Source organism: Streptomyces sp. NBC_01257, from assembly GCF_035917255.1.
Lineage (GTDB): Bacteria > Actinomycetota > Actinomycetes > Streptomycetales > Streptomycetaceae > Streptomyces.
On record NZ_CP108472.1, the window covers coordinates 8,240,114 to 8,259,638 of the forward strand.

15 protein-coding genes and 1 riboswitch are annotated in these 19,525 nt (G+C 71.6%); of the genes, 6 read left to right on the forward strand and 9 right to left on the reverse strand.

What is annotated here, in order from left to right:
- The first annotated feature begins 152 nt into the window (after positions 1-152).
- Positions 153-276: riboswitch (cobalamin riboswitch) on the forward strand.
- A 99-nt stretch (positions 277-375) separates the two neighbouring features.
- Positions 376-744: a (2Fe-2S) ferredoxin domain-containing protein gene (locus OG408_RS35895; RefSeq protein ID WP_266786629.1), complete on the forward strand. Its 369-nt coding sequence runs from the start codon at positions 376-378 to the stop codon at positions 742-744.
- Between the two features lie 117 nt (positions 745-861).
- Here the strand turns inward: OG408_RS35895 and gndA are convergent, their stop codons facing one another.
- The gene (gndA, locus tag OG408_RS35900) at positions 862-2,301 is read right to left on the reverse strand and encodes an NADP-dependent phosphogluconate dehydrogenase (RefSeq protein ID WP_326673738.1); all 1,440 of its coding nucleotides are present in this window, start codon (positions 2,299-2,301) and stop codon (positions 862-864) included.
- Positions 2,302-2,506: 205 nt separating this feature from the next.
- Here gndA and OG408_RS35905 point away from each other — a divergent pair, with 205 nt between their 5' ends.
- The 3 genes from OG408_RS35905 to OG408_RS35915 all read left to right on the forward strand — a co-directional run bounded on the left by OG408_RS35905 (position 2,507) and on the right by OG408_RS35915 (position 5,611).
- The gene (locus OG408_RS35905) at positions 2,507-3,103 is read left to right on the forward strand and encodes an HD domain-containing protein (RefSeq protein WP_266785883.1); all 597 of its coding nucleotides are present in this window, start codon (positions 2,507-2,509) and stop codon (positions 3,101-3,103) included.
- A 375-nt stretch (positions 3,104-3,478) separates the two neighbouring features.
- A complete protein-coding gene (locus OG408_RS35910; protein WP_266785885.1) occupies positions 3,479-4,627 on the forward strand; it encodes a DUF1996 domain-containing protein in 1,149 nt (382 codons plus the stop codon).
- 390 nt (positions 4,628-5,017) lie between these two features.
- Positions 5,018-5,611: a TetR/AcrR family transcriptional regulator gene (locus tag OG408_RS35915; protein ID WP_266785887.1), complete on the forward strand. Its 594-nt coding sequence runs from the start codon at positions 5,018-5,020 to the stop codon at positions 5,609-5,611.
- A 23-nt stretch (positions 5,612-5,634) separates the two neighbouring features.
- Here OG408_RS35915 and OG408_RS35920 read toward each other — a convergent pair whose 3' ends face one another.
- From OG408_RS35920 to OG408_RS35940, 5 genes are all read right to left on the reverse strand, one after another.
- Positions 5,635-6,504 carry an AraC family transcriptional regulator gene (locus OG408_RS35920; protein WP_266785888.1) on the reverse strand — a complete coding sequence of 290 codons (870 nt, stop codon included), beginning with the start codon at positions 6,502-6,504 and terminating at the stop codon, positions 5,635-5,637.
- A 211-nt stretch (positions 6,505-6,715) separates the two neighbouring features.
- Positions 6,716-8,074, reverse strand: coding sequence for a GH1 family beta-glucosidase (locus OG408_RS35925; protein ID WP_266785889.1), 1,359 nt, complete (start codon positions 8,072-8,074; stop codon positions 6,716-6,718).
- A gap of 20 nt (positions 8,075-8,094) precedes the next feature.
- Entirely contained in the window at positions 8,095-8,934 is an 840-nt protein-coding gene (locus OG408_RS35930; protein ID WP_266785891.1) for a carbohydrate ABC transporter permease, read from the reverse strand.
- Between the two features lie 61 nt (positions 8,935-8,995).
- Positions 8,996-10,006, reverse strand: coding sequence for a carbohydrate ABC transporter permease (locus OG408_RS35935; protein ID WP_266785893.1), 1,011 nt, complete (start codon positions 10,004-10,006; stop codon positions 8,996-8,998).
- A 10-nt stretch (positions 10,007-10,016) separates the two neighbouring features.
- Positions 10,017-11,330, reverse strand: coding sequence for an ABC transporter substrate-binding protein (locus OG408_RS35940; RefSeq protein WP_266785895.1), 1,314 nt, complete (start codon positions 11,328-11,330; stop codon positions 10,017-10,019).
- 145 nt (positions 11,331-11,475) lie between these two features.
- Here OG408_RS35940 and OG408_RS35945 point away from each other — a divergent pair, with 145 nt between their 5' ends.
- Positions 11,476-12,834 (forward strand): ROK family transcriptional regulator, encoded by a 1,359-nt coding sequence (locus tag OG408_RS35945; RefSeq protein WP_326673739.1) that lies wholly within the window; start codon positions 11,476-11,478, stop codon positions 12,832-12,834.
- Between the two features lie 106 nt (positions 12,835-12,940).
- Here OG408_RS35945 and OG408_RS35950 read toward each other — a convergent pair whose 3' ends face one another.
- Complete coding sequence (locus tag OG408_RS35950; RefSeq protein WP_285569604.1) at positions 12,941-14,035, reverse strand: LacI family DNA-binding transcriptional regulator; 1,095 nt, start codon at positions 14,033-14,035, stop codon at positions 12,941-12,943.
- 8 nt (positions 14,036-14,043) lie between these two features.
- Complete coding sequence (locus OG408_RS35955) at positions 14,044-16,554, reverse strand: glycoside hydrolase family 3 C-terminal domain-containing protein (RefSeq protein WP_326673740.1); 2,511 nt, start codon at positions 16,552-16,554, stop codon at positions 14,044-14,046.
- Between the two features lie 237 nt (positions 16,555-16,791).
- On the opposite strand from OG408_RS35955, the gene OG408_RS35960 reads away from it, so the two are divergent.
- Positions 16,792-18,126 (forward strand): transglycosylase family protein, encoded by a 1,335-nt coding sequence (locus tag OG408_RS35960; protein ID WP_326673741.1) that lies wholly within the window; start codon positions 16,792-16,794, stop codon positions 18,124-18,126.
- On the opposite strand, the gene OG408_RS35965 is transcribed toward OG408_RS35960, so the two are convergent.
- Positions 18,096-19,469, reverse strand: a complete 1,374-nt coding sequence (locus OG408_RS35965; RefSeq protein WP_442806094.1) for a DMT family transporter — start codon at positions 19,467-19,469, stop codon at positions 18,096-18,098. The genes OG408_RS35960 and OG408_RS35965 overlap by 31 nt on opposite strands.
- Positions 19,470-19,525 lie beyond the last annotated feature (56 nt).

The window sequence follows — 19,525 nt, forward strand, 5'->3', positions numbered from 1 at the left end:
GCGAGCGGTGGCTCGCGGACTCGGAAGGGAGCAACACACCGACGTATGCCGGCGGCCGGACGGGCGGCCCAGCCTGCCGTGCGGTGCGCACGAGCGTGACCAGGGGCGTCTGCCGAATGCGATGATGGCCGACGACAGGGCGACGGCGGTCCGAGGAAGCCGGTGTGAATCCGGCGCGGTCCCGCCACTGTGATCGGCGAGCGGATCCCGGAAACTCCACTGCCCCACGCGGGTGGGAAGGACGGGGCGAGCTGCGACCCGAGAGCCAGGAAACTCACGCGGTCGCCTCCTCGACGGACACCGGGGCGGATCTCCCCGGAGAGAGGGCGGTTCGGCGTGCCCGAAAGGCCGAACGAAGGAACCTCCGACGACGCCGTGGCGGCGCGGACGGTGGCCGACCCGATACCGTGCCGGATCGTCGTGTGCCGCGACTGCTGTTGCGGCAGCGCAAAGGTGACCGGAATCGATCACGCAGCGCAGACGGCGCGACTGCGCTCCGAGGCACCCGTACGTGTTTCCGCCTGCCTCGACGTGTGCGACCAGGCCAACGTCATCGTGGTGCAACCCTCCGCCGCGGGCCGGGCCGCCGGTGCCAGGCCGGTATGGCTGGGTCTGGTCAACGACCCGGAAGCCACCGAGGACATCGCGGCCTGGGTACGCGCCGGCGGCCCCGGTGTCGCCCCGCAGCCGGAGATCCTCGACCTGTACGCCTGCCCGCCGCCGCGACGGCGGGCGACCTTCTAGGCTCGCCTCGTCCGCCCACACCGGGACACCGGGCCGCGGCACAGCTCGGGTTTCCTCAGCCCCCTCGCGAACCCCGAGCGGACCACCGACCGCCACCGGGCGGTTCCCCGGTACCGGTCAGCTTTCGACCTCGCTGCCGTCGCCGCCCCAGAGGGTGTGGAAGGTGCCCTCGCGGTCGGTGCGGTGGTAGGTGTGTGCGCCGAAGTAGTCGCGCTGGCCCTGGGTGAGCGCGGCAGGGAGGCGTTCGGCGCGCAGGGAGTCGTAATAGGCGAGGGTGGCGGCGAAGGCGGGCGTGGGGACGCCCTGGGTGACGGCGGTGGCGATCACGGCGCGCCAGTCGTCCTGCGCGGCGGCGATCTCCTGGGCGAAGCTCTTGTCGGAGAGGAGACTCGGCATGTCGGGCTGCGCCTCGTAGGCGCTGGTGATGCGGTCCAGGAAGGCTGCCCGGATGATGCATCCGCCGCGCCAGATCGCGGCGACCTTGCCGAGGTCGATGTTCCAGTCGTACTGCTCGCTGCCGGCCGCGATCTCGTGGAAGCCCTGGGTGTAGGCGACGATCTTAGACGCGTACAGTGCCTGCTCGACCTGGTCGGCGAACGCCGCCGCCTCGTCCCCGTCGAGCTCGCGGACTGCCGGTCCGGCGAGATGGCGTGAGGCGTCCCGGAGGGCGGCGTGGCCGGAGACCGAGCGGGCGAAGACGGCCTCGGCGATGCCGGAGACGGGAACGCCCAGGTCGAGAGCGATCTGTACGGTCCAGCGGCCGGTGCCCTTCTGCTCCGCCCGGTCCTGCACGATGTCGACGAACGGCTTGCCGGTGGCGGCGTCGGTGTGGGACAGGACCTCGGCCGTGATCTCGATCAGATACGAGTCGAGGCGGCCCGTGTTCCAGCCGCGGAACGTCTCCGAGATCTTCGCGGGGGAGTATCCCGCGACCGTACGCAGCAGGTCGTAGGCCTCCGCGATGAGCTGCATGTCGGCGTACTCGATGCCGTTGTGCACCATCTTCACGAAGTGACCGGCGCCGTCCGGCCCGATGTGTGTGGTGCAGGGTGCGCCGTCCTGCGCCTTCGCCGCGATCTTCTGCAGCATCGGCCCCAGTGACTCGTACGATTCGGCGGAACCGCCCGGCATGATGCTCGGCCCGTTCAGCGCCCCCTCCTCACCGCCCGAGATGCCCGCGCCGACGAAGTGGATGCCGCGCTCGCGCAGGTCCTTCTCGCGGCGCCGGGTGTCCTCGAAGTGGGCGTTGCCGCCGTCGATGATCACATCGCCGTCGTCCAGCAACGCGGCGAACTCCTGGATCACCGCGTCCGTGGGCTCGCCCGCCTTCACCATGACGACCAGGCGCCGCGGCCGTTCCAGCGCGGCGACGAACTCCTCCGGGGTGTGCGCGGCCACGAAGGTTCCCTCGTCGCCGAACTCCTCCACCAGTGCGTCGGTCTTCGCGGCCGTGCGGTTGTGCACCGCGACCGTGTAGCCGTTGCGGGCGAAGTTGCGGGCCAGGTTGCGGCCCATCACCGCGAGTCCGGTGACGCCGATCTGCGCAGTGGCGCTCATCTGTCTGCTCCTGCTGTCTGTCGGGGAGGCGGGGGAGACCGGGCCGCCGGAGGCCTGGGGGCGGCGGCGGGCCCGAGGTGCTGCGCTGTCCAGTATGGATACGAGGACGGGGGACGGCCTGTTCAGCGCCGGGGCCGGACGGCTGACAGCCCGCCCCGGCACGGCGGGCGCCCGTACTCACGGCGGGCGCCCGTACTCTGTCGTGATGCCGGACCCCGACGCGCTGTCACGCGCCCTGGACGACGAGGGCACCCCACCGCTCAGGCCGCTCCCGCAGGACGCCGCGGACCTGCTGCGGGAGCTGTCCGCGCCACCGCGGCTCGCGGCGCACCTGCGTCTCGTCCACGATGTCGCCGTGCAGCTGGCCGACTGGGTGGTGCTCCACTGCCCCGGCCTGCCCTTCGACCGCGAGGCCGTGCTGTTCGGGGCGGCCACCCACGACGTGGGCAAGGTCCTGCACCCCGCCGAGCTCACCGGACCCGGGTCCGCGCACGAGGAGGCCGGGCGGGACCTCCTGCTGTCCCGCGGTTTCGCCCCGGCCCTGGCCCGCTTCGCCGGCACCCACGCCTCCTGGACCGACCCCGGTGCGGGTTTCGAGGACGTGCTCGTCAGTACCGCCGACAAGATCTGGAAGAACAAACGCGTCACCGCACTGGAGGACCTGGTCGTCACCCGTCTGGTCCGCGCGAGCGGCAGGGAGCGGTGGGAGGAGTTCCTCGCGCTCGACGAGATCCTCGGCAGGATCGGTGACGGGGCCGACCGGCGCCTCACCCACCAGGCGTCCTTCCCCGTATACGCCTGACGGCGCCACCCGCAGGGGATCGGCGTCGCCCGCCGGACAGGGGCCGGGCGCGACCGCACGTCAGGCCCGGCCCGGACGCCGCCGCACCGCCTTCCGCGTCCGAACGCCAACCGGACGCACCCGGCCGTAGTTCACCAACTCTTGACACTCCCTCAGCGACGGCGCAACACTGACCACACTTCGGAGAGCGCTCTCCCGTCGGAATCCGGGCCCCGGCCCGGGCTCGATCGGAATTCGCTCCCGGCGCGCGGCCGCACCGGCACCAGGCCGGTACCGGCAGTACCGACACCTGATCCGCACCTGCACCATCCAGCACCACTCTTTCCCCGCGCCGCACACCCGATGGGTGCGGCGCAGAGCGGCATGGAGGTCCGCATGGAGACAAGACCGGCAAGACCCTCACCGGAACGACCCCGTCCGAGAGCGCGGCGCAGCACGAGGCTCGTATCGATCCTGGCGGGTGTGGCGTCCCTGGCCCTGGTGGCCATGGGATTCAACGCGATCACGGATGCCGGCCGCGCCGACGCGGCACCCCGTGCGGCGGAACGCCCCGCAGCGGCGACCCATGCGATGCAGGGCCACGTGATGGCCGCGGCCGCGCCGGTGGCCTTCGGGGACGACCCGGACGGCGACGGCTACATCCCCGCCGTCCCGCCGGTCACCGGCGTCCAGCCGTCCGCGGAACTGCCCCCGCACCGCTACTTCCACGAGTTCCAGGCGAACTGCTCGGTCAACCACACCGCCCCGGACGACCCGATCGTCTTCCCCGGTCAGGCCGGTAAGTCCCACAACCACACGTTCATGGGCAACGACACCACGAACGCCAACAGCACCACGGCGTCCCTCGGCGCGGGCGGCACCGCATGCAAGGCGCCCGGTGACCTGTCCGCGTACTGGATGCCGACCCTCTACAACGGCGACAAGGAGGTCCGCCCCGTCGGGCCGCAGACCATCTACTACAAGGCGGGAGTCACCGACTACACCAGCGTGCGGCCCTTCCCGAAGGGGCTGCGGTTCGTCGTCGGCAGTCCGATGCAGACGGCCGAGCAGTTCCGTGACCACCCGGGCATGGTCGAGGGCTGGGAGTGCCAGAACCAGTACCACAACGTCGACTTCCCGGCGTACTGCCCGACCGACCGCGATGTCCAGCTCAACATCCGTATGCAGGCCCCCAGTTGCTGGGACGGCCTGCACCTCGACACCCCCGACCACCAGGCACACATGGCCTATCCGAAGGCTCAGGGCGCCAACCAGAACGTCTGCCCGGCCTCCCACCCCGTCGCCCTGCCGATGATCGAGTTCAAGATGGCCTGGCCGGTCAACGGCGACATGTCGAAGGTGAGGCTGGCCAGCGGCACCGGTCACAGCTTCCACTACGACTTCTTCAACGCCTGGGACGACGCCACGCTCGACGCCCTGGTCGACCACTGCATCATCGGTGGCCTCCAGTGCGACGCCCGCGGCTACGACCAGACGAACGCGGACCGCGGCGCCGCGCTCGACGAGAACTACGAACTTCCCTGATCCAGATCCAGAATCCAGATCCAGGATCCGGGTTCAGGATCCGGGTTCGGAGATCCAGATCCTGAACCCGGCCCTGACCGGACCGGACCGTGATTCGATCCTGGATCACCCCGGATCGCTCTTCTCGGTGGCCGCCTGACGTCCACCGAGGAGAGCGCTCTCCGTGCGCCTACGTGTCGTCCCCGGCCCGTCATCGCACCTCCTGACTGCCCGCGCCGTCCCACTCCCCGCTGTCGGCGCGGTGCACAAGCCCGCGGTGGTCACGGCCATCCGTGACCACCGCGGGCTGATGACCTGCGCAGCCGGGACGCACGCCCCCAGCGCTTCCGCCTGTGTATATTCGGGGAAAAGCTAAGGGGTCTAGGCAGCAGTACGTCGACGGGGGTGGGGATGGTTCGCGCGGGGCTCACGACCGACCGGGTCGTGGCGGCGGCGGCCGATCTGGCCGACTCGGCCGGCTTCGACAAGGTCACCATCTCCGCGCTGGCCCGCGGCTTCGGCGTCAAGGACGCCAGCCTGTACTCCCACGTGAAGAACCTGCAGGATCTCCGCACCCGGGTCGCGCTGCTGGCCGCGGGGGAGTTCATCGACCGGATCGAGGCGGCGGTGGCCGGCCGGGCCGGGAAGGACGCGCTGATCGCGTTCGCCGACGCCTACCGGTCCTTCGCGCTGGAGTGCCCGGGCCGGTACGAGGCGACACGGATGCGGGTCGACCCCGCCGTCGTCGCCGAAGCCCCCGCGTACCACCGCACCATCGAGACCACCTCGTCGATGCTGCGTGCCTACGGCCTGACGGAACCGGATCTCACGGACGCGGTACGGCTGCTGCGCAGCACCTTCCACGGATTCACCGCCCTGGAGGCCGACGGCGGATTCGGTGCGCCGCGGGCCGTGCAGACGTCCTGGGAGCGTGCGGTCGAGGCCCTGCACTTCCTGCTGGTGAACTGGCCGTCGGCGACCGGCGGGGCCGGACGCCGACCGTGAGGCCGTCCCGTGACCGTCGTGCGTCATGCCGGTTCGACGGGCAGCCACAGTTCGCAGGTCGCGGTGGTGAAGTCGTCCGCGCGTTCGAGGACCGCGACGATCGAGGGCCCTGACCGCAGGCGCCAGGGGTTGGAGGGGAACCACTCGGTCGCGGTCGCGGCCCAGGTCGTCTGCAGGGCCTGCGGATGAGGCCCGGTGGTGCGGAAGACCGCCCACCGGCCGGCCGGTACCTCGATGGCGTCCAGGTCGTCGGGGGCCGACGTGTCCCGCGAGACGGCGACCCCGTGCAGGTAGGTCAGTTCGCTCCCCTCCGTTCCGTCGGGGTCGACTTCGTCGCTGACCTGCAGCAGGCCCGCCGGTTCGGTGTCGCCGAGGGCCTTCAGCCGGGGGTGTTCCTCCGGAGGCAGTGACGTGATGTGCTGCTGGATGTGCGGGTTGACGCCCCGGTGGATGAGCGGAACCCGGGCTGCGTGCCCGATCAGGCGGAACGCGGGGCGTTCGACGAGGCGGGTGTCCATGGGGATGCTCCCTTCGACGGTCAGGCGGATCCTGATCCGTGGTTGTGTGCGCAGAGGACCTCCGTCGCGGCGCACGTCACGGGGCCCGGCGCCGTGGACCGCGCGGAACGCGCGCCCGAACGCCTCGGTCGAGCCGTATCCGTGCCGGACAGCGATGCCCAGCAGGTCGTCCTCGCCGCGGATCACGTCCGCTGCGGCGACGGTCATGCGGCGTCGGCGTACGTACTCCGACAGCGGCATACCGGCCAGTGACGAGAACATCCGGCGCAGGTGGTACTCGGTCGTGCCGAGTTCCCTGGCCAGCCGGCCGACGTCGAGCTCCTCGGTGAGGTGTTCCTCGACGAGACCGACAAGCTGGTTGAGTACCGAGATCACGAGGTCTCCTTTCGACGCCAACCCTGCCGTAAGGACGCCGGCCGCACCCGACCGATGCGGTTCGATCCGGTCAGGTGCCTTTTCGGCGGGTGACGGAGGCGGCAAGGAGTCGCTGGTCCACCCGTTGCCCGGGCAGCGCGAAACCTCCGGCGGCGGCGGTCGTCCGCCGCGGCCGGAGGTCGCTGGGGTGGTTCGCGTCAGGAGCCGGGGGTCAGGCGGCCTTGCGCGAGCGGCCCGCGGTCGCTTCCGCGATCAGCTCGGCGTAGCGCCGGCCACTGCTCTTGACGGTGCGGCGCTGCGTCGCGTAATCGACGTGGACCAGGCCGAACCGCTTGTCGTAGCCGTACGCCCACTCGAAGTTGTCCAGCAGGGACCAGGCGAAGTACCCGGCGAGCGGGGCGCCCTTGCGGACGGCGCGGGCGCAGGCGGCCAGGTGCTCCTCCAGGTACTGGGTGCGCTCCGGGTCGTGCACCGAACCGTCGGCGAGGACGACGTCCTGGTAGGCCGAGCCGTTCTCGGTGACGTACAGGCGCTGGACGCCGTACTCCTCGGTCAGGCGGAGCAGGAGCTGCTCCAGGCCCGCGGCGTGGACCTCCCAGTCCATGTGGGTGTGGCGGGAGCCGGGGAGGTAGACCTGCTTGGCGTGCGGGACGGGTCCGGTCGCGTCGGCGGTGACGACCTGGCGGAAGTAGTAGTTCACGCCCATCCAGTCGAGCGGCGCGGAGATGAGCTCCATGTCGCCGTCCTGGACCGGGAGCTCGACTCCGTACAGATCGACCATGTCCTGCGGGTAGCCGCGTCCCAGGATCGGGTCGAGCCACCAGCGGTTGATGTGCCCGTCGCCGCGCACGGCGGCTTCCCGGTCGGCCTCGCGGTCGGTGGCGGCCTCCACCGGGCTGAGGTTGTTGACGATGCCGACGCGGGCGTCCGGGGACGCGGCCCGGATCGCCTGAACGGCGAGCCCGTGACCGAGGTGCAGGTGGTACGAGGCACGGACGGCGGCGGTCAGGTCGGTGAGACCCGGCGCCATCGTGCCCTCGAGATGACCGATCCACGCCGAGCAGAGCGGTTCGTTGAGCGTCGCCCAGTCCTTCACGCGGTCACCGAGGCGGTCCACGACGACCGAGGTGTACGCGGCGAAGTGCTCGGCGGTCTCCCGGACCGTCCAGCCGCCGCGGTCCTGGAGTGCCTGCGGCAGGTCCCAGTGGTAGAGCGTGGCGAACGGGGTGATGCCGGCGTCGAGGAGGCCGTCCACCAGCCGGTCGTAGAAGTCGAGACCGGCTCCGTTGACCGGCCCGTCGCCGCCCGGCACGATCCGCGGCCAGGCGAGCGAGAAGCGGTACGCGCCCGCCCCCACCTCCTTGATCAGGGAGATGTCCTGCGGGACCCGGTGGTAGTGGTCGCAGGCCACGTCGCCGGTGTCGCCGCCGGCCACCTTGCCGGGGGTGTGGGAGAAGGTGTCCCAGATGGAGGGGGCGCGGCCGTCCTCGGCCACGGCTCCCTCGATCTGGTACGCGGCTGTGGCGACGCCCCAGGTGAAGTCGGCCGGGAGGGCGCTGAGGTCGTTCACTGACTTCCTTTCCGAAGTGGTCACTTGACGGCTCCAGCGGTGAGGCCGGCGACGAGGTAGCGCTGGAGGAGCAGGAATCCGGCGACGATCGGCACGCTGACGACGAGCGAGGCGGCCATGACCTGGTTCCAGTAGACGTCGTTCTGCGTGGCGTAGCCCTGCAGACCGACGGCCAGCGTGCGGGTGGTGTCGTTGGTCATGACGGAGGCGAAGAGGACCTCGCCCCAGGCCGTCATGAACGCGTAGACGGCGACGGCGACGATGCCGGGCACCGCGGCCGGCACGACGACCCGGAACAGGGCGCCGAGCGGTCCGCAGCCGTCGACGAGCGCGGCCTCGTCCAGATCCCTCGGGATCGAGTCGAAGTACCCGATGAGCATCCAGATGGAGAACGGCAGCGAGAACGTCAGATACGTGAGGATCAGTCCGCCGCGCGAGCCGTACAGGGCGATGCCGGTGCTGTTCCCGATGTTGACGAAGATGAGGAACAGCGGGAGCAGGAAGAGGATGCCCGGGAACATCTGGGTGGAGAGCACCGTGACGGTGAAGACGCGCTTGCCGCGGAACTTGTAGCGGCTCACGGCGTAGGCCGAGAACACCGCGATGATCACCGAGAGAACCGTTGCGGTGCCCGCCACGACCAGCGAGTTGACGAAGTACCGGGCGAGCGGGACGGTGTCCCAGATGTCGAAGTACGGCTTGACGGTCAGCCCGGACGGGATCCAGTGGAACTTCCCCGACACGTCCTGGAGCGGCTTGAGCGAGCTGCTGACCATCACGTAGACGGGCAGCAGCGCGAAGGCCGCCAGGAAGGTCAGGATGACGCGGCGGGTCCAGAGGAAGGACTGCGGCGCGGCCATCGGCGACCGGGAACGCGATCTCGATTTCGCCGCTCTCGACAGTGCGGCCGGCTGGGCATGGCTAGGCATCTGCACCCTTCCTTCCGCGCGAGGTGATGAGCAGGTAGACGGCCGTCACGACGAGCAGGAACAGCAGCAGGAGCACGGACATCGCGGATCCGGTGCCGAAGTTCCAGGTGACGAACGACGACTGGTAGATGTGGATCGAGATGAGGTCCGCGTTCTCGGGCGCCGCCTTCCCGAACAGGACGTACGGGGTGTTGAAGTCGTTGAACGTCCACAGGAACAGGACGAGCACGAGGACCTGGTTGACCGGGCGCAGCGCCGGCAGCGTGATCTTGCGGATCTGCTGCCAGATGCCGGCGCCGTCGATGGCGGAGGCCTCGTAGAGCTCGCGCGGGATGTTCTGCAGACCCGCCATCACGATGAGGAAGGCGAACGGCCAGCCCTTCCAGACCGAGACGACGATCAGCGCGTAGATGCTGTTGTCGCCGATCAGCCAGAACGACGGCTGGTCGGTGATGCCCAGCTGGTCGTGGAGTACGTGGTTGACCAGGCCGTTGTCCCGCTGGAACATGAACGCCCAGGTGATGACGGCCGCGTAGACCGGCAGGGCGTACGGGACGAGGAAGATCGCCCGCAGGAAGCCGCGGCCGCGGAAGTTCTCCTGCAGCATGATCGCCGCCGCGACACCGAACAGCCACGCCAGGCCGACGGCGAAGAACGTGAAGACGCAGGTGACGAAGAACGAGTGGAGCAGTGCCTCGCCGATCGGGGCGTTGACGTCGACGGCGATGCGGTAGTTGTCGAAGCCGGACCAGGGCGCCCCGCCCCAGTTGTTGATGTAGAACTGCGTGAGCTGGCGGAAGCTCATCACGATCCCGATGATCATCGGGATCACATGGACGAGGAGTTCGAGGAGCACGGCCGGCAGGAGCAGGAGATAGGGCAGTCCGCCCTGGCGGATCCGGTCGGGGATGCGCGGCAGTCTCCTGCGCGCACCCCCGGTGCCCCGGCTCGTCACCCTGTCCGACTTTTCCGTTCGGCTGTCGGTGGTCACGGTGGCGGTCATGAGGAGTGCCTTACTGCTGCATCGTCTGCTGGGCCTTTTCGAGGCGCGCCTTGACGGATTCGGTGGTCACGGGGCGTCCGGCTGCGGCGTCGGCCCACAGCTCCTTGACCGCGGTGCCGACGGCGGTCTCGAACTGCGACTCGTTGGGCACCTGCGGCAGCGGGGCCGCGCTCTTGGCCAGCGTGTCGCGCAGGACCGCGAGGTCGGGCGCCGAGAAGGCGGCGTCGGCCTGGGCGGTCTTGACCGGCGGGATGGACCCGTAGGTCTTGTTGAGCAGCTTCTGCTCGGCGTCGCTCGTCATGAACTTCACGAACTTCTTGGCGCCGTCGATGTTCTTGGTGTTCTTGAACACCGCCATGTTGATGCCGGCGACCATGGAGTTGATGTTCTTGCCCTGGCCGGGGGTGCCGGACGCGACGGGCACGGGGGCCGCGCCCCAGTCCTCGGGCTTCATGCCCTGGGAGGCGAAGGTCGAGGCGGCGGCCTGCCACAGCACCATCGCGGTCTTGCCCTTGGCGAAGTCCGTCAGGGACTGGTTCTGGGCGTACTCGGCGTTGCCCGGCGCGATGATCTTGTCCTTGGCCATGAAGTCGATGTACTGCTTCACGGCGGCGACGGCACCGTCGGAGGTGAACGTCGCCTTGCCGGCGGCGTCGAAGAAGTCCGAGCCGTGCTGCTGGCCCAGGACGAAGGTCTGGTGGATGTTGTTGGAGAGGTTGGCGCCCTCGGCGCCCAGGCCCCACTTGCCGTCCTTGGAGAGCTTCTTGCCGTCCTCGACCAGCTCGTCCCAGGTGGCCGGGGGCTTGCTGATGCCGGCCTCGGCGAAGCTCTTCTTGTTGTAGTACAGGGCGTACGCGAGCGAGTACAGCGGCACCGCGGAGGGGTCCTTGCCCTCCGCGCCGGCCGAGGCGACCGCCGAGTCGACGAAGCGGTCCCGGCCGCCGATCGCGTCGAAGTTCGCCTTGTCCCAGGGCAGGAGCGCGCCCGTCGCCTGGAGCGAGGCCGACCAGGTGTTGCCGATGTTCAGGACGTCCGGGCCCTGACCGGACGTGGTGGCCGCGAGGATCCGGTTGAGCAGGTCGGCCCAGGGGACGACCTCCAGCTTGACCTTGATGCCGGTCTGCTCCTCGAACTTCTTCAGCTCGGGGGTCAGGATCTTCTTGTCGGCCTCGATGCTGGGGCCCTGGTTGGACGCCCAGTACGTGAGGGTCTTGGGCGAATCGTTGCTGCCGCCGCCCGAGGACGTACCGCCTCCGCAGCCGGTGACTCCGGCGGCGATGGAGATCGCGAGGGTGGCGGCTGCTGCGGCTCTGATGTTGCGCATGAGGGATGGCCCCTTTCCGGGGACGAAGGTCGTGTTCGAGAACCGAACGACCTTCAGGGCTTAATTTATGACGTGATTTAAGAGGTGAGAGAAGGTCGCGTCAAGTCCCGCGGTCGCGGTATGTTGCGGGAAGGGAAGGAGCCACATGGCTGAGCGCAACAGACGGACCGTGCGTGACCTGCGACGGGGCAACCGGGCGAGGGTATTGCAACGGTTGTATTTCGACGGCCCGCTGAGCCGCCAGGAGCTCGGTCCCGCGACGGGGCTGAGTTCAGGTTCCATCAGCAACGTCGTCGCGGAACTCGCCGCGGAGGGCCTCCTGGAGGAGGCCGGTGTCGTCGACTCCGACGGCGGCCGTCCCCGCACGCTGCTGCGCGTCGCCCCCGGGGGCGGCCTCCTGATCGGCATCGACATCGGCGAGACCCGGATCAGGGTGGAGCTCTTCGACCTCGCCCTCACCGAACTGGCCCGCACCGAACGCCTGCTGGCCCAGCACGGCTACGACGTCGACCGCATCGTCGGCCACGTCCGCAGCGGGGTCGCCGACGTCCTGCGCGACGCCGGCGCCGACCCGCGCGCGCTGCTGGGCATCGGGATCGGCGTTCCGGGCATCATCGAGCGCGACGCGCCGGACGGTGCGGTCGGCGACGTGGGGTCCGTCGTCCACGGCCAGACGATCGACTGGAGCGCCGTCCCCTTCGAGCGGCTGCTCCGCGACGCGGTCCGGGTCCCGCCGGAGGTCCCCTTCTTCATCGACAACGGCGCCAAGACGCTCGGGCAGGCCGAGATGTGGTTCGGCGGCGGACGGGGCGCGGGGGTCTCGGCCGTGGCCCTCATCGGCTCCGGCGTCGGCGCGTGCGTCAACCACGGCGACCTGCTCGACGAGGACCGCAGCAGCATGGCCCTCGAATGGGGCCACACCACCGTGCAGCTGCGCGGCCGCCGCTGCCGGTGCGGCTCGATCGGCTGCCTGGAGGCGTACGCGGGCGCAGAGGCGATGCGGGAGCGCTGGCACGAGGCGGGCGGCCCGCTGCCCGCCGACGCCGACGACGAGACCGCCCTCGCCGCCCTGCTGGCCGCCGCCTACCCCGGTCCGGGAGGCGATCCCGACCCGGTGGCCGTCTCCCTGCTCGACGAGACGGCCGAATGCCTGGGCGCGGCGCTGGGCGACCTGATCAACCTCTTCCTGCCCGAGCGCATCCTGCTCGGCGGCTGGGCGGGCCTGCTGATCGGCCCGCACCTGCTGCCCGACATCCGCCGCTACGCGCAGGAGTACGCGCTCCGGCACGCCGCGGCCCGCACGGCGATCGAGATGGGCCGTCTGGGACCCGACGCGGTCACGGTCGGCGCCGCGACACTGCCCCTCTCCGACTTCCTGGCGAGAGGCGGCACCCGTCCGTCCCCCGAGCCCCGGACCACCCCTCCGGCACCGGGTTTCCGGACCGCCGCGGACGCGGTACGGAGCAGGGAGAGCCCACAGTCGACGTCGGGCGCCACGGGGTGAGGCGAGGGGCGGGGGAGGGCCTGATCCCTTCCGCCGCGGCGGGGCAGCACGACACCCGGGGCGGCGGCCGATGCCAGGTCCGAGCCGTACTCCGTCCGGCGACGGGCTACGCCGAGTCGCGTACCACCAGCGCGGGTTCGAAGATCACCGACGTCGCCGCCCCGTCCGGCTTCGACAGCCGGTCGATCAGCAGCCGGGCCATCTCGGCGGCCATCGCCTCCACCGGCTGGCGGATCGTGGTCAGGGGCGGGCGGCAGGCGGATGCCGCGCTGCTGTCGTCGAAGCCGATCACCGCGACGTCCTCGGGCACCCGCTTGCCGTGTTCCCGCAGGACATGGCAGGCGCCCATCGCCATCAGGTCGTTGGCGGCGAACACCGCGTCCAGATCGGGGTGCTCCACCAGCAGCCGCTCCATCGCCGCCTCGCCGCTCTCCTGGGTGAACTGCCCCTCGGCGATCGGGATGTACGGATGTCCGCTGCGCGCCATCGTGTCGCGGAAGCCGGCCAGCCGCTCCTGCCCGGCCGGCACGTCGAGGGGGCCGGCGATGGTCGCGATGCGGCGGCAGCCCCGCGCCAGCAGGTGTTCGGCGGCCAGCCGGGCACCGTCCTGGTGGGCGAGGTCGACGTAGCTGATCCGGACCGGCCTGGCGGGCCGGGCGTACAGCACCGCGGGCAGGCCCGCGTCCGTGAGCAGACCGGGCAGCGGGTCCTCCGCGTGGGTCGAGACGACCAGCGCCCCGTCCGCGCTGCCCTGGCGCAGGAACGAGACCACGTCCTCGCGCGCCCGTGAGGTCTCGGCGAACATCAGCACCGGGTGCATCCCGCGCGGCCTGAGGTAGTTGACCACCCCGGTCACCACCCGGCCGAAGAACGGGTCGGCGAAGACCTGCGCGGTGAAGGACGAGCCGTTCTCGGGGTCGGCCGGGTCCGCGGCCTGCCCGCCGGCGGCCGGTTCCGGCTCCACACCCGCACCGGACACCACCAGGGCGATGGCGTCGGTGCGCCGGGTCACCAGCGAGCGGGCCGCGCGGTTGGGCGCGTACCCGGTGAGGGCGACCGCCCGGCGCACGGCCTCCTGGATCACCGGGTCGACATTCCGTACGCCGTTGATCACCCGGGAGACGGTGGCGCGGGAGACACCGGCCGCCCTCGCCACGTCCTCAAGGGTGGGTGTTCCGGCCGAGCGCAGATCATCCGTCATGAGCGCATTTATAGCATCAGCGGAGAGCGCTCTCCATCGCGATCCGAACCGTTACCGGAGCCCGTACCGGCCGGGGTGTGCGCCGGGACGGCGGTCAGGGAGGCGGTCAGCGGCAGATCGCCCGCCGAACGGCCGCTCAGCAGCGTGAAGCCGCCCGCCTCCGTGTCCCACCCGTGGCGCGCGACCGACCAGTGCGCGAGGGCCCGCCCCGACACCCGGACCACCGCGACCACGCTCTCGCCGGGATCCGCCTCGACCGCCGCGTACCCGATCAGGCGCAGGGCCGGCCGCTCGACCGCCGACCCGCTCCTGGTCACGTACACCTGGACCACTTCGCGGCCGCGCCGCCGTCCCGTGTTGCGGACCCGTACGCGTACGTCGAAGGCGTCCCCGGCCCGGACCGTGTCCGGGGCGGTCAGCGTCCCGTACTCCCAGTCCGTGTAGCCGAGGCCGTGCCCGAACCAGTAAGCGGGCGAGGCCCCGGACCGTAGCCAGGCCGCGTAGCCGATGTGCGGGCCCTCCTCGTAGTGCAGCCGCCCGTCGGGCGCGGGGGTGGTGCCGAGCACCGGTACGTCGTCCTGGGCGGCGCCCCAGGTGGTCGGCAGCCGGCCACCCGGCTCGGCCCGCCCGAACAGGACGTCCGCCAGCCCGTCCCCGGCCTCCTGGCCAGGGAACCAGGTGAGCAGCAGCGCGGGTACCCGGGTGTGCCAGGGCAGGGCGACCGGGCCGCCCGCGTTCACCACGACGACCGTGCGCGGATTGGCCCGCGCCACGGCCCGTACCAGCGCGTCCTGGCCCTCCGGCAGGGCGAGGCTCTCCCGGTCGTGCCCCTCCGACTCGCTCTCCTCCGTCGTGCCCACGACCACCACCGCGACATCGGCCGCCCGCGCGGCGGCCACCGCCCGGGCGAGCGCCGACGCCGCGTCCCCGGCCGGCGGCGCGGCGGCCAGCACCGTCGCCACACCGGTCCCGGGGTCGAGCGAGCGCCGTGCCACCACCTCCACCTCCTCGCCCGCGGCCAGTTCGGCCCGCACGGAGCGCAGGGGTGGGGCGACATGGACCCGGGTCGGATCGTCGCTGTCCAGCGGGAACGTTCCGGAGAGCAGCTCCCTTCCGTCCACGGTCAGTGAGAGGCTGCCCCAGCCGCCCATCGCCCAGGTCCACACGCCGCCGTCTGCGGGCCGGAACAGGGCGCGGATCTCCACGGCGGCAGCGTCGGCGAGCACGACCGAGGGCTCCACGATCCGTCCGGACAGCCGGTGCTCGGCGTGGAGTTCCTCCCCGTCGGCGTCCAGCAGCCGGACGAGCACGCCCGGTTCGCCGGTCCGCGGATCGCGCGAGTGGTCCAGGGCGAGGGGGAGCGGACGGTCGGACGGCGGCAGGCCCGGGTGGTACGTCACCGTGGCCGCTCCTTCGAGCGCCGCCTCGATCCCGGCCAGCGGTGTCACCACCGCGTCGGGGAACACCTCCGCGCTGCCCCCGCCCTGGATGCGAACCGCCGTGGCGTGCGGACCGATGACCGCGACCGAACGCAGACCCGCGCGGTCCAGCGGCAGCAGACCCCCCTCGTTGCGGAGCAGTACCGAGCCCGCCGTGACGGCCCGGCGCAGCAGCGCCCGCTGTGCCCCGGGCGCCACCACCGGCCGCCACACCGGACCGGGCGCGCCGAGCGCGCCCACCTGCCCGGCGAGCCGGAGCAGCCGCCGCACCTTGTCGTCGACCGCGCCCGGGGACACCGAGCCCTGTTCCAGTGCGGCGAGCAGACCGGCCGCCCACGGGCTGTCGGGTCCCGGCATCGCCAGGTCCTGCGCGGAGCGCGCGGTGTCCAGAAGGGTGCGCAGCCCGCCCCAGTCGGAGACCACGGGCCCCTCGAAGCCCCACTCCTCCTTCAGCGGGTCCGCCAGCAGCGGGGAGGCCGACATGGTGACGCCTCCGACCTTGTTGTACGCGGACATGACCGCCCACACGCCGGCCTCCACCGCGGCCTCGAACGGGGCGAGATAGAGCTCGTGGAGCGTCTGTTCGTCCATGCGGACATCGACATTCAGCCGGTCCGTCTCGGCGTCGTTGGCGACGAAGTGCTTGGCGGTGGCGGCGACCCCGCCGGACTGGATGCCCTTGATCAGCGCGGCACCGGTCCGCCCGGTGAGGAGCGGGTCCTCGGAGAAGCACTCGAAGTGCCGGCCGCCCAGCGGGGACCGGTGCAGATTCAGCGTGGGGGCGAGAAGCACGTCCACTCCCTTGCGCCGGGCCTCCGCCGCGAGCAGCGCACCGAGATCCGTGAGCAGGCGCTCGTCCCAGGACGCGGCCAGCGCGGTCGGGGAGGGCAGGACCAGCGAGGTCTGCCGCTCGTCCCAGGTCTCGCCGCGTACCCCGGCGGGTCCGTCGGAGAGGGTGAGGGGGCGCAGTGCGACGGCCGGTTCGGCGTGTGTGCGCCAGGTGCTCGCGCCGGTCAGCAGACGTACCTTCTGCGCCGCGTCGAGCTTCTCCAGCAGCGGATCGATCTCTTCGTCCGTCATGGCGGCCCTGCCCCTTCACCCCCGCTCCCCACCGATCGGAGAGCGCTCTCCCGGTCTGTCGCGCCCAGCGTCGCTGGCCGACAGCGACCGTGTCAATGGGGGACCGCCGCGGGCGGGGGTGTCCGGAGCCCCGTGCGCGGCCGTGGCCGGAACTCGCTGTGCTCTTGTCATCACCCGCTGTCTGCACATAAGTTGACCGCTTGCGACGTGTCCTACTGCCTGTGGGGGAGCCAATTCATGGCCGCGAACGGACGGCACCGCAGATACCAGCCGAGCCGCATCAACCGTGCCTCGCTGACGGTCACGGCGGGTGGTGCGGGCCTTGCGCTCCCGCTGATCACCGCCGCATCGGCCGGCGCGGCGTCAGGTGATGTGTGGGACAAGGTCGCCGCGTGCGAATCCACCAGCAACTGGCACATCAACACCGGCAACGGCTACTTCGGCGGCCTGCAGTTCACCCGGTCGACCTGGGCGGCGTACGGCGGCACGGCCTATGCGTCGCGCGCGGACCTGGCCAGCAGGGACCAGCAGATCGCCATCGCGGAGAAGGTCCTCGACGGGCAGGGGCCGGGCGCCTGGCCGGTCTGCTCCGGCAAGGCGGGCCTCACGCGCGGCGGCGGCACCCCCGACATCAGCCCGCAGACCGAGCGGACCCGGCCCGTGACGCCGAAGAGGGCCGAGGCGAAGCGGACCTCGGCGCCCGCCACCCCGACCACGGTGCCGGGCAAGCGTGACGCGTACACCGTGGCGCGCGGCGACTCGCTCTCCGGGATCGCGGCCGACCGGCACCTCGAAGGCGGCTGGCAGCGGCTCTACTCGGCGAACCGCAAGGTCGTCGGCGACGACCCGGACCTGATCTTCCCGGGCCAGCGGCTGAGCCTCGACCTGACCGGGGCCCCGCGCACCATCGCCGGCACCGCGCCGAAGACGGACACCGCGCCCCGGGCCAGGCCGAAGGAATCGGCCGCGCCCAAGAAGCAGGCGCAGCCGGAGCACAAGGAGTCGGCCGAGCGGCAGAAGCAGCAGGCGGCCGAGCAGAAGCAGCGGACACAGCCCAAGCGGACGGCACCGCCCAAGCCGGCCGCACAGCCCAAGCAGACGCAGCAGGCGAGACCGAAGCCGAAGCCGAAGAAGACCGAGAGCCACAAGACCGAGCGGGCGGAGAAGCACTCCGGGCTCACCGCCCCCGTGGCGGCGCGCACCGGGACCCCGTACCACCAGGCGGGTTCCTGGTCGAGCGGCTATCACACGGGCGTCGACTTCCCGGTGCCCACCGGCACTTCGGTGAAGGCGGTGGCGCCCGGCACCGTGGTCTCGGCGGGCTGGGCGGGGGCGTACGGCTACCAGATCGTCATCCGGCACGGCGACGGCAAGTACAGCCAGTACGCGCACCTGTCCTCGCTCCTCGTGCGTTCGGGGCAGCACGTGGGCGGGGGGCAGCGCATCGCCCGCTCCGGCTCCACCGGCAACGTCACGGGCCCGCACCTGCACTTCGAGGTCCGCACGGGCCCCGGCTACGGTTCCGACATCGACCCGCTGGCCTACCTCCGGGCGGGCGGCGTCAGGGTCTGAACGCCGGGCCGGTCACCGGCCTCGACGGCAGAAGCGGTGGACGCCGCGGACGACCCGGCCTTTCGCGCGCCGGCCGGCCGGGCGTCCGGTCCGAACTCGACCTGACCCACCCGGCGCTCCAGCGGCATCCGCACGGGCAACGGCAGTGGCGCCGGATACGTCTCCGCGGCCGTCGCCGACGGCATCGGTCCCACGCGCTCGGGAAAGGTCACCACGGTCGGCGTCGTCGACCTGGCCGGCTGCGGCAGCGCGCCGCCCACCGCGTCCGCCGGCGCGAGCACCCGGTCCGCCGCGGTGCCCGCCTGGTCCGGCGAGCCGGCGGGCCCGCCGAAATCCCCGTCGCCCTCACCCGGATCACCTGCGGACGAGGACGCCGCCGACTGCGCGGCCACACCGGCTCCCGAGGCAGTGCGCCCCTGCGCCGGGGGATCGGTGGCGTCCGGAACCGGGTCCGCCTCCGCTTGCGGCCGCGTGGCGTCGTCTGCCGTACCCCGGTCCTCGCGGTGCTCCGCCCCCATCCGCTCCGTGGTGAGCATGATCAGGCCACCGGCCGCGACGGCCCCGCAGAGCAGGGCGAGCAGCGTGCCCAGGGTGCCGTGCCGGAACTGCTCACCGAACAGTGTGATGCCGACCGCGGCCGCCACCACCGGGTTCACCACGGTCACCGTCGCGAGCGGGGCGGTCAGGCCCGCGCCCCGGTACGCGGCCTGGGAGAGCAGCAGCCCCAACGCCGCGAGCGCCGCGATCACCAGCAGCGTCGGCAGGCCCGCGCCGACCGAGCCCGAGGTCCATTCCATGGCCACGGTCTTCGTGTACACCGACGCGATACCGAAGGCGACGCCCGCCGCCCCGGCCAGGACCACACTGCGCATCACCGGCCGGCGCATGGCCTTCGCGAGCAGGATGAGCGCGGCCACCGCACCGAACGTCACGACGGCGAGCATCAGCTGCTGCGGACCGCCCAGGCCGTGCGCGTCGGAACCTCCGGTCAGGGCCAGCAGCCCCGCCAGACCCACGGTCGCCATGATCGCGCCGCGCCAGGCGGTCGCTCCCGCCTTGCGGCGGACGAAGACAGCGGCCATCGGCAGGGCGAAGACGATGGTCAGGGCGCCCAGCGGCTGCACGAGACTCAGCGGACCGTAGGCCAGGGCCACCACGTGGAGCACGGCGCCCACGCCGTTCAGCGCGACCGCGGCCCACCAGACCCGGTCGCGCAGCGGTGCGAGTGAGCGGCCGTCGGAGGCCGTGGCCACGCGCTCCTGGACGATCGCCCCGGCCGCATAGGCGACCGCGGAGACCAGTGACAGCAGCACGGACAACGCGAGGGAACTCATGTACACCACGATCTCCCTTCAAAGCCGCCGCGTCGTCGTCCCTGAGACGGCGATTCGACGTACTG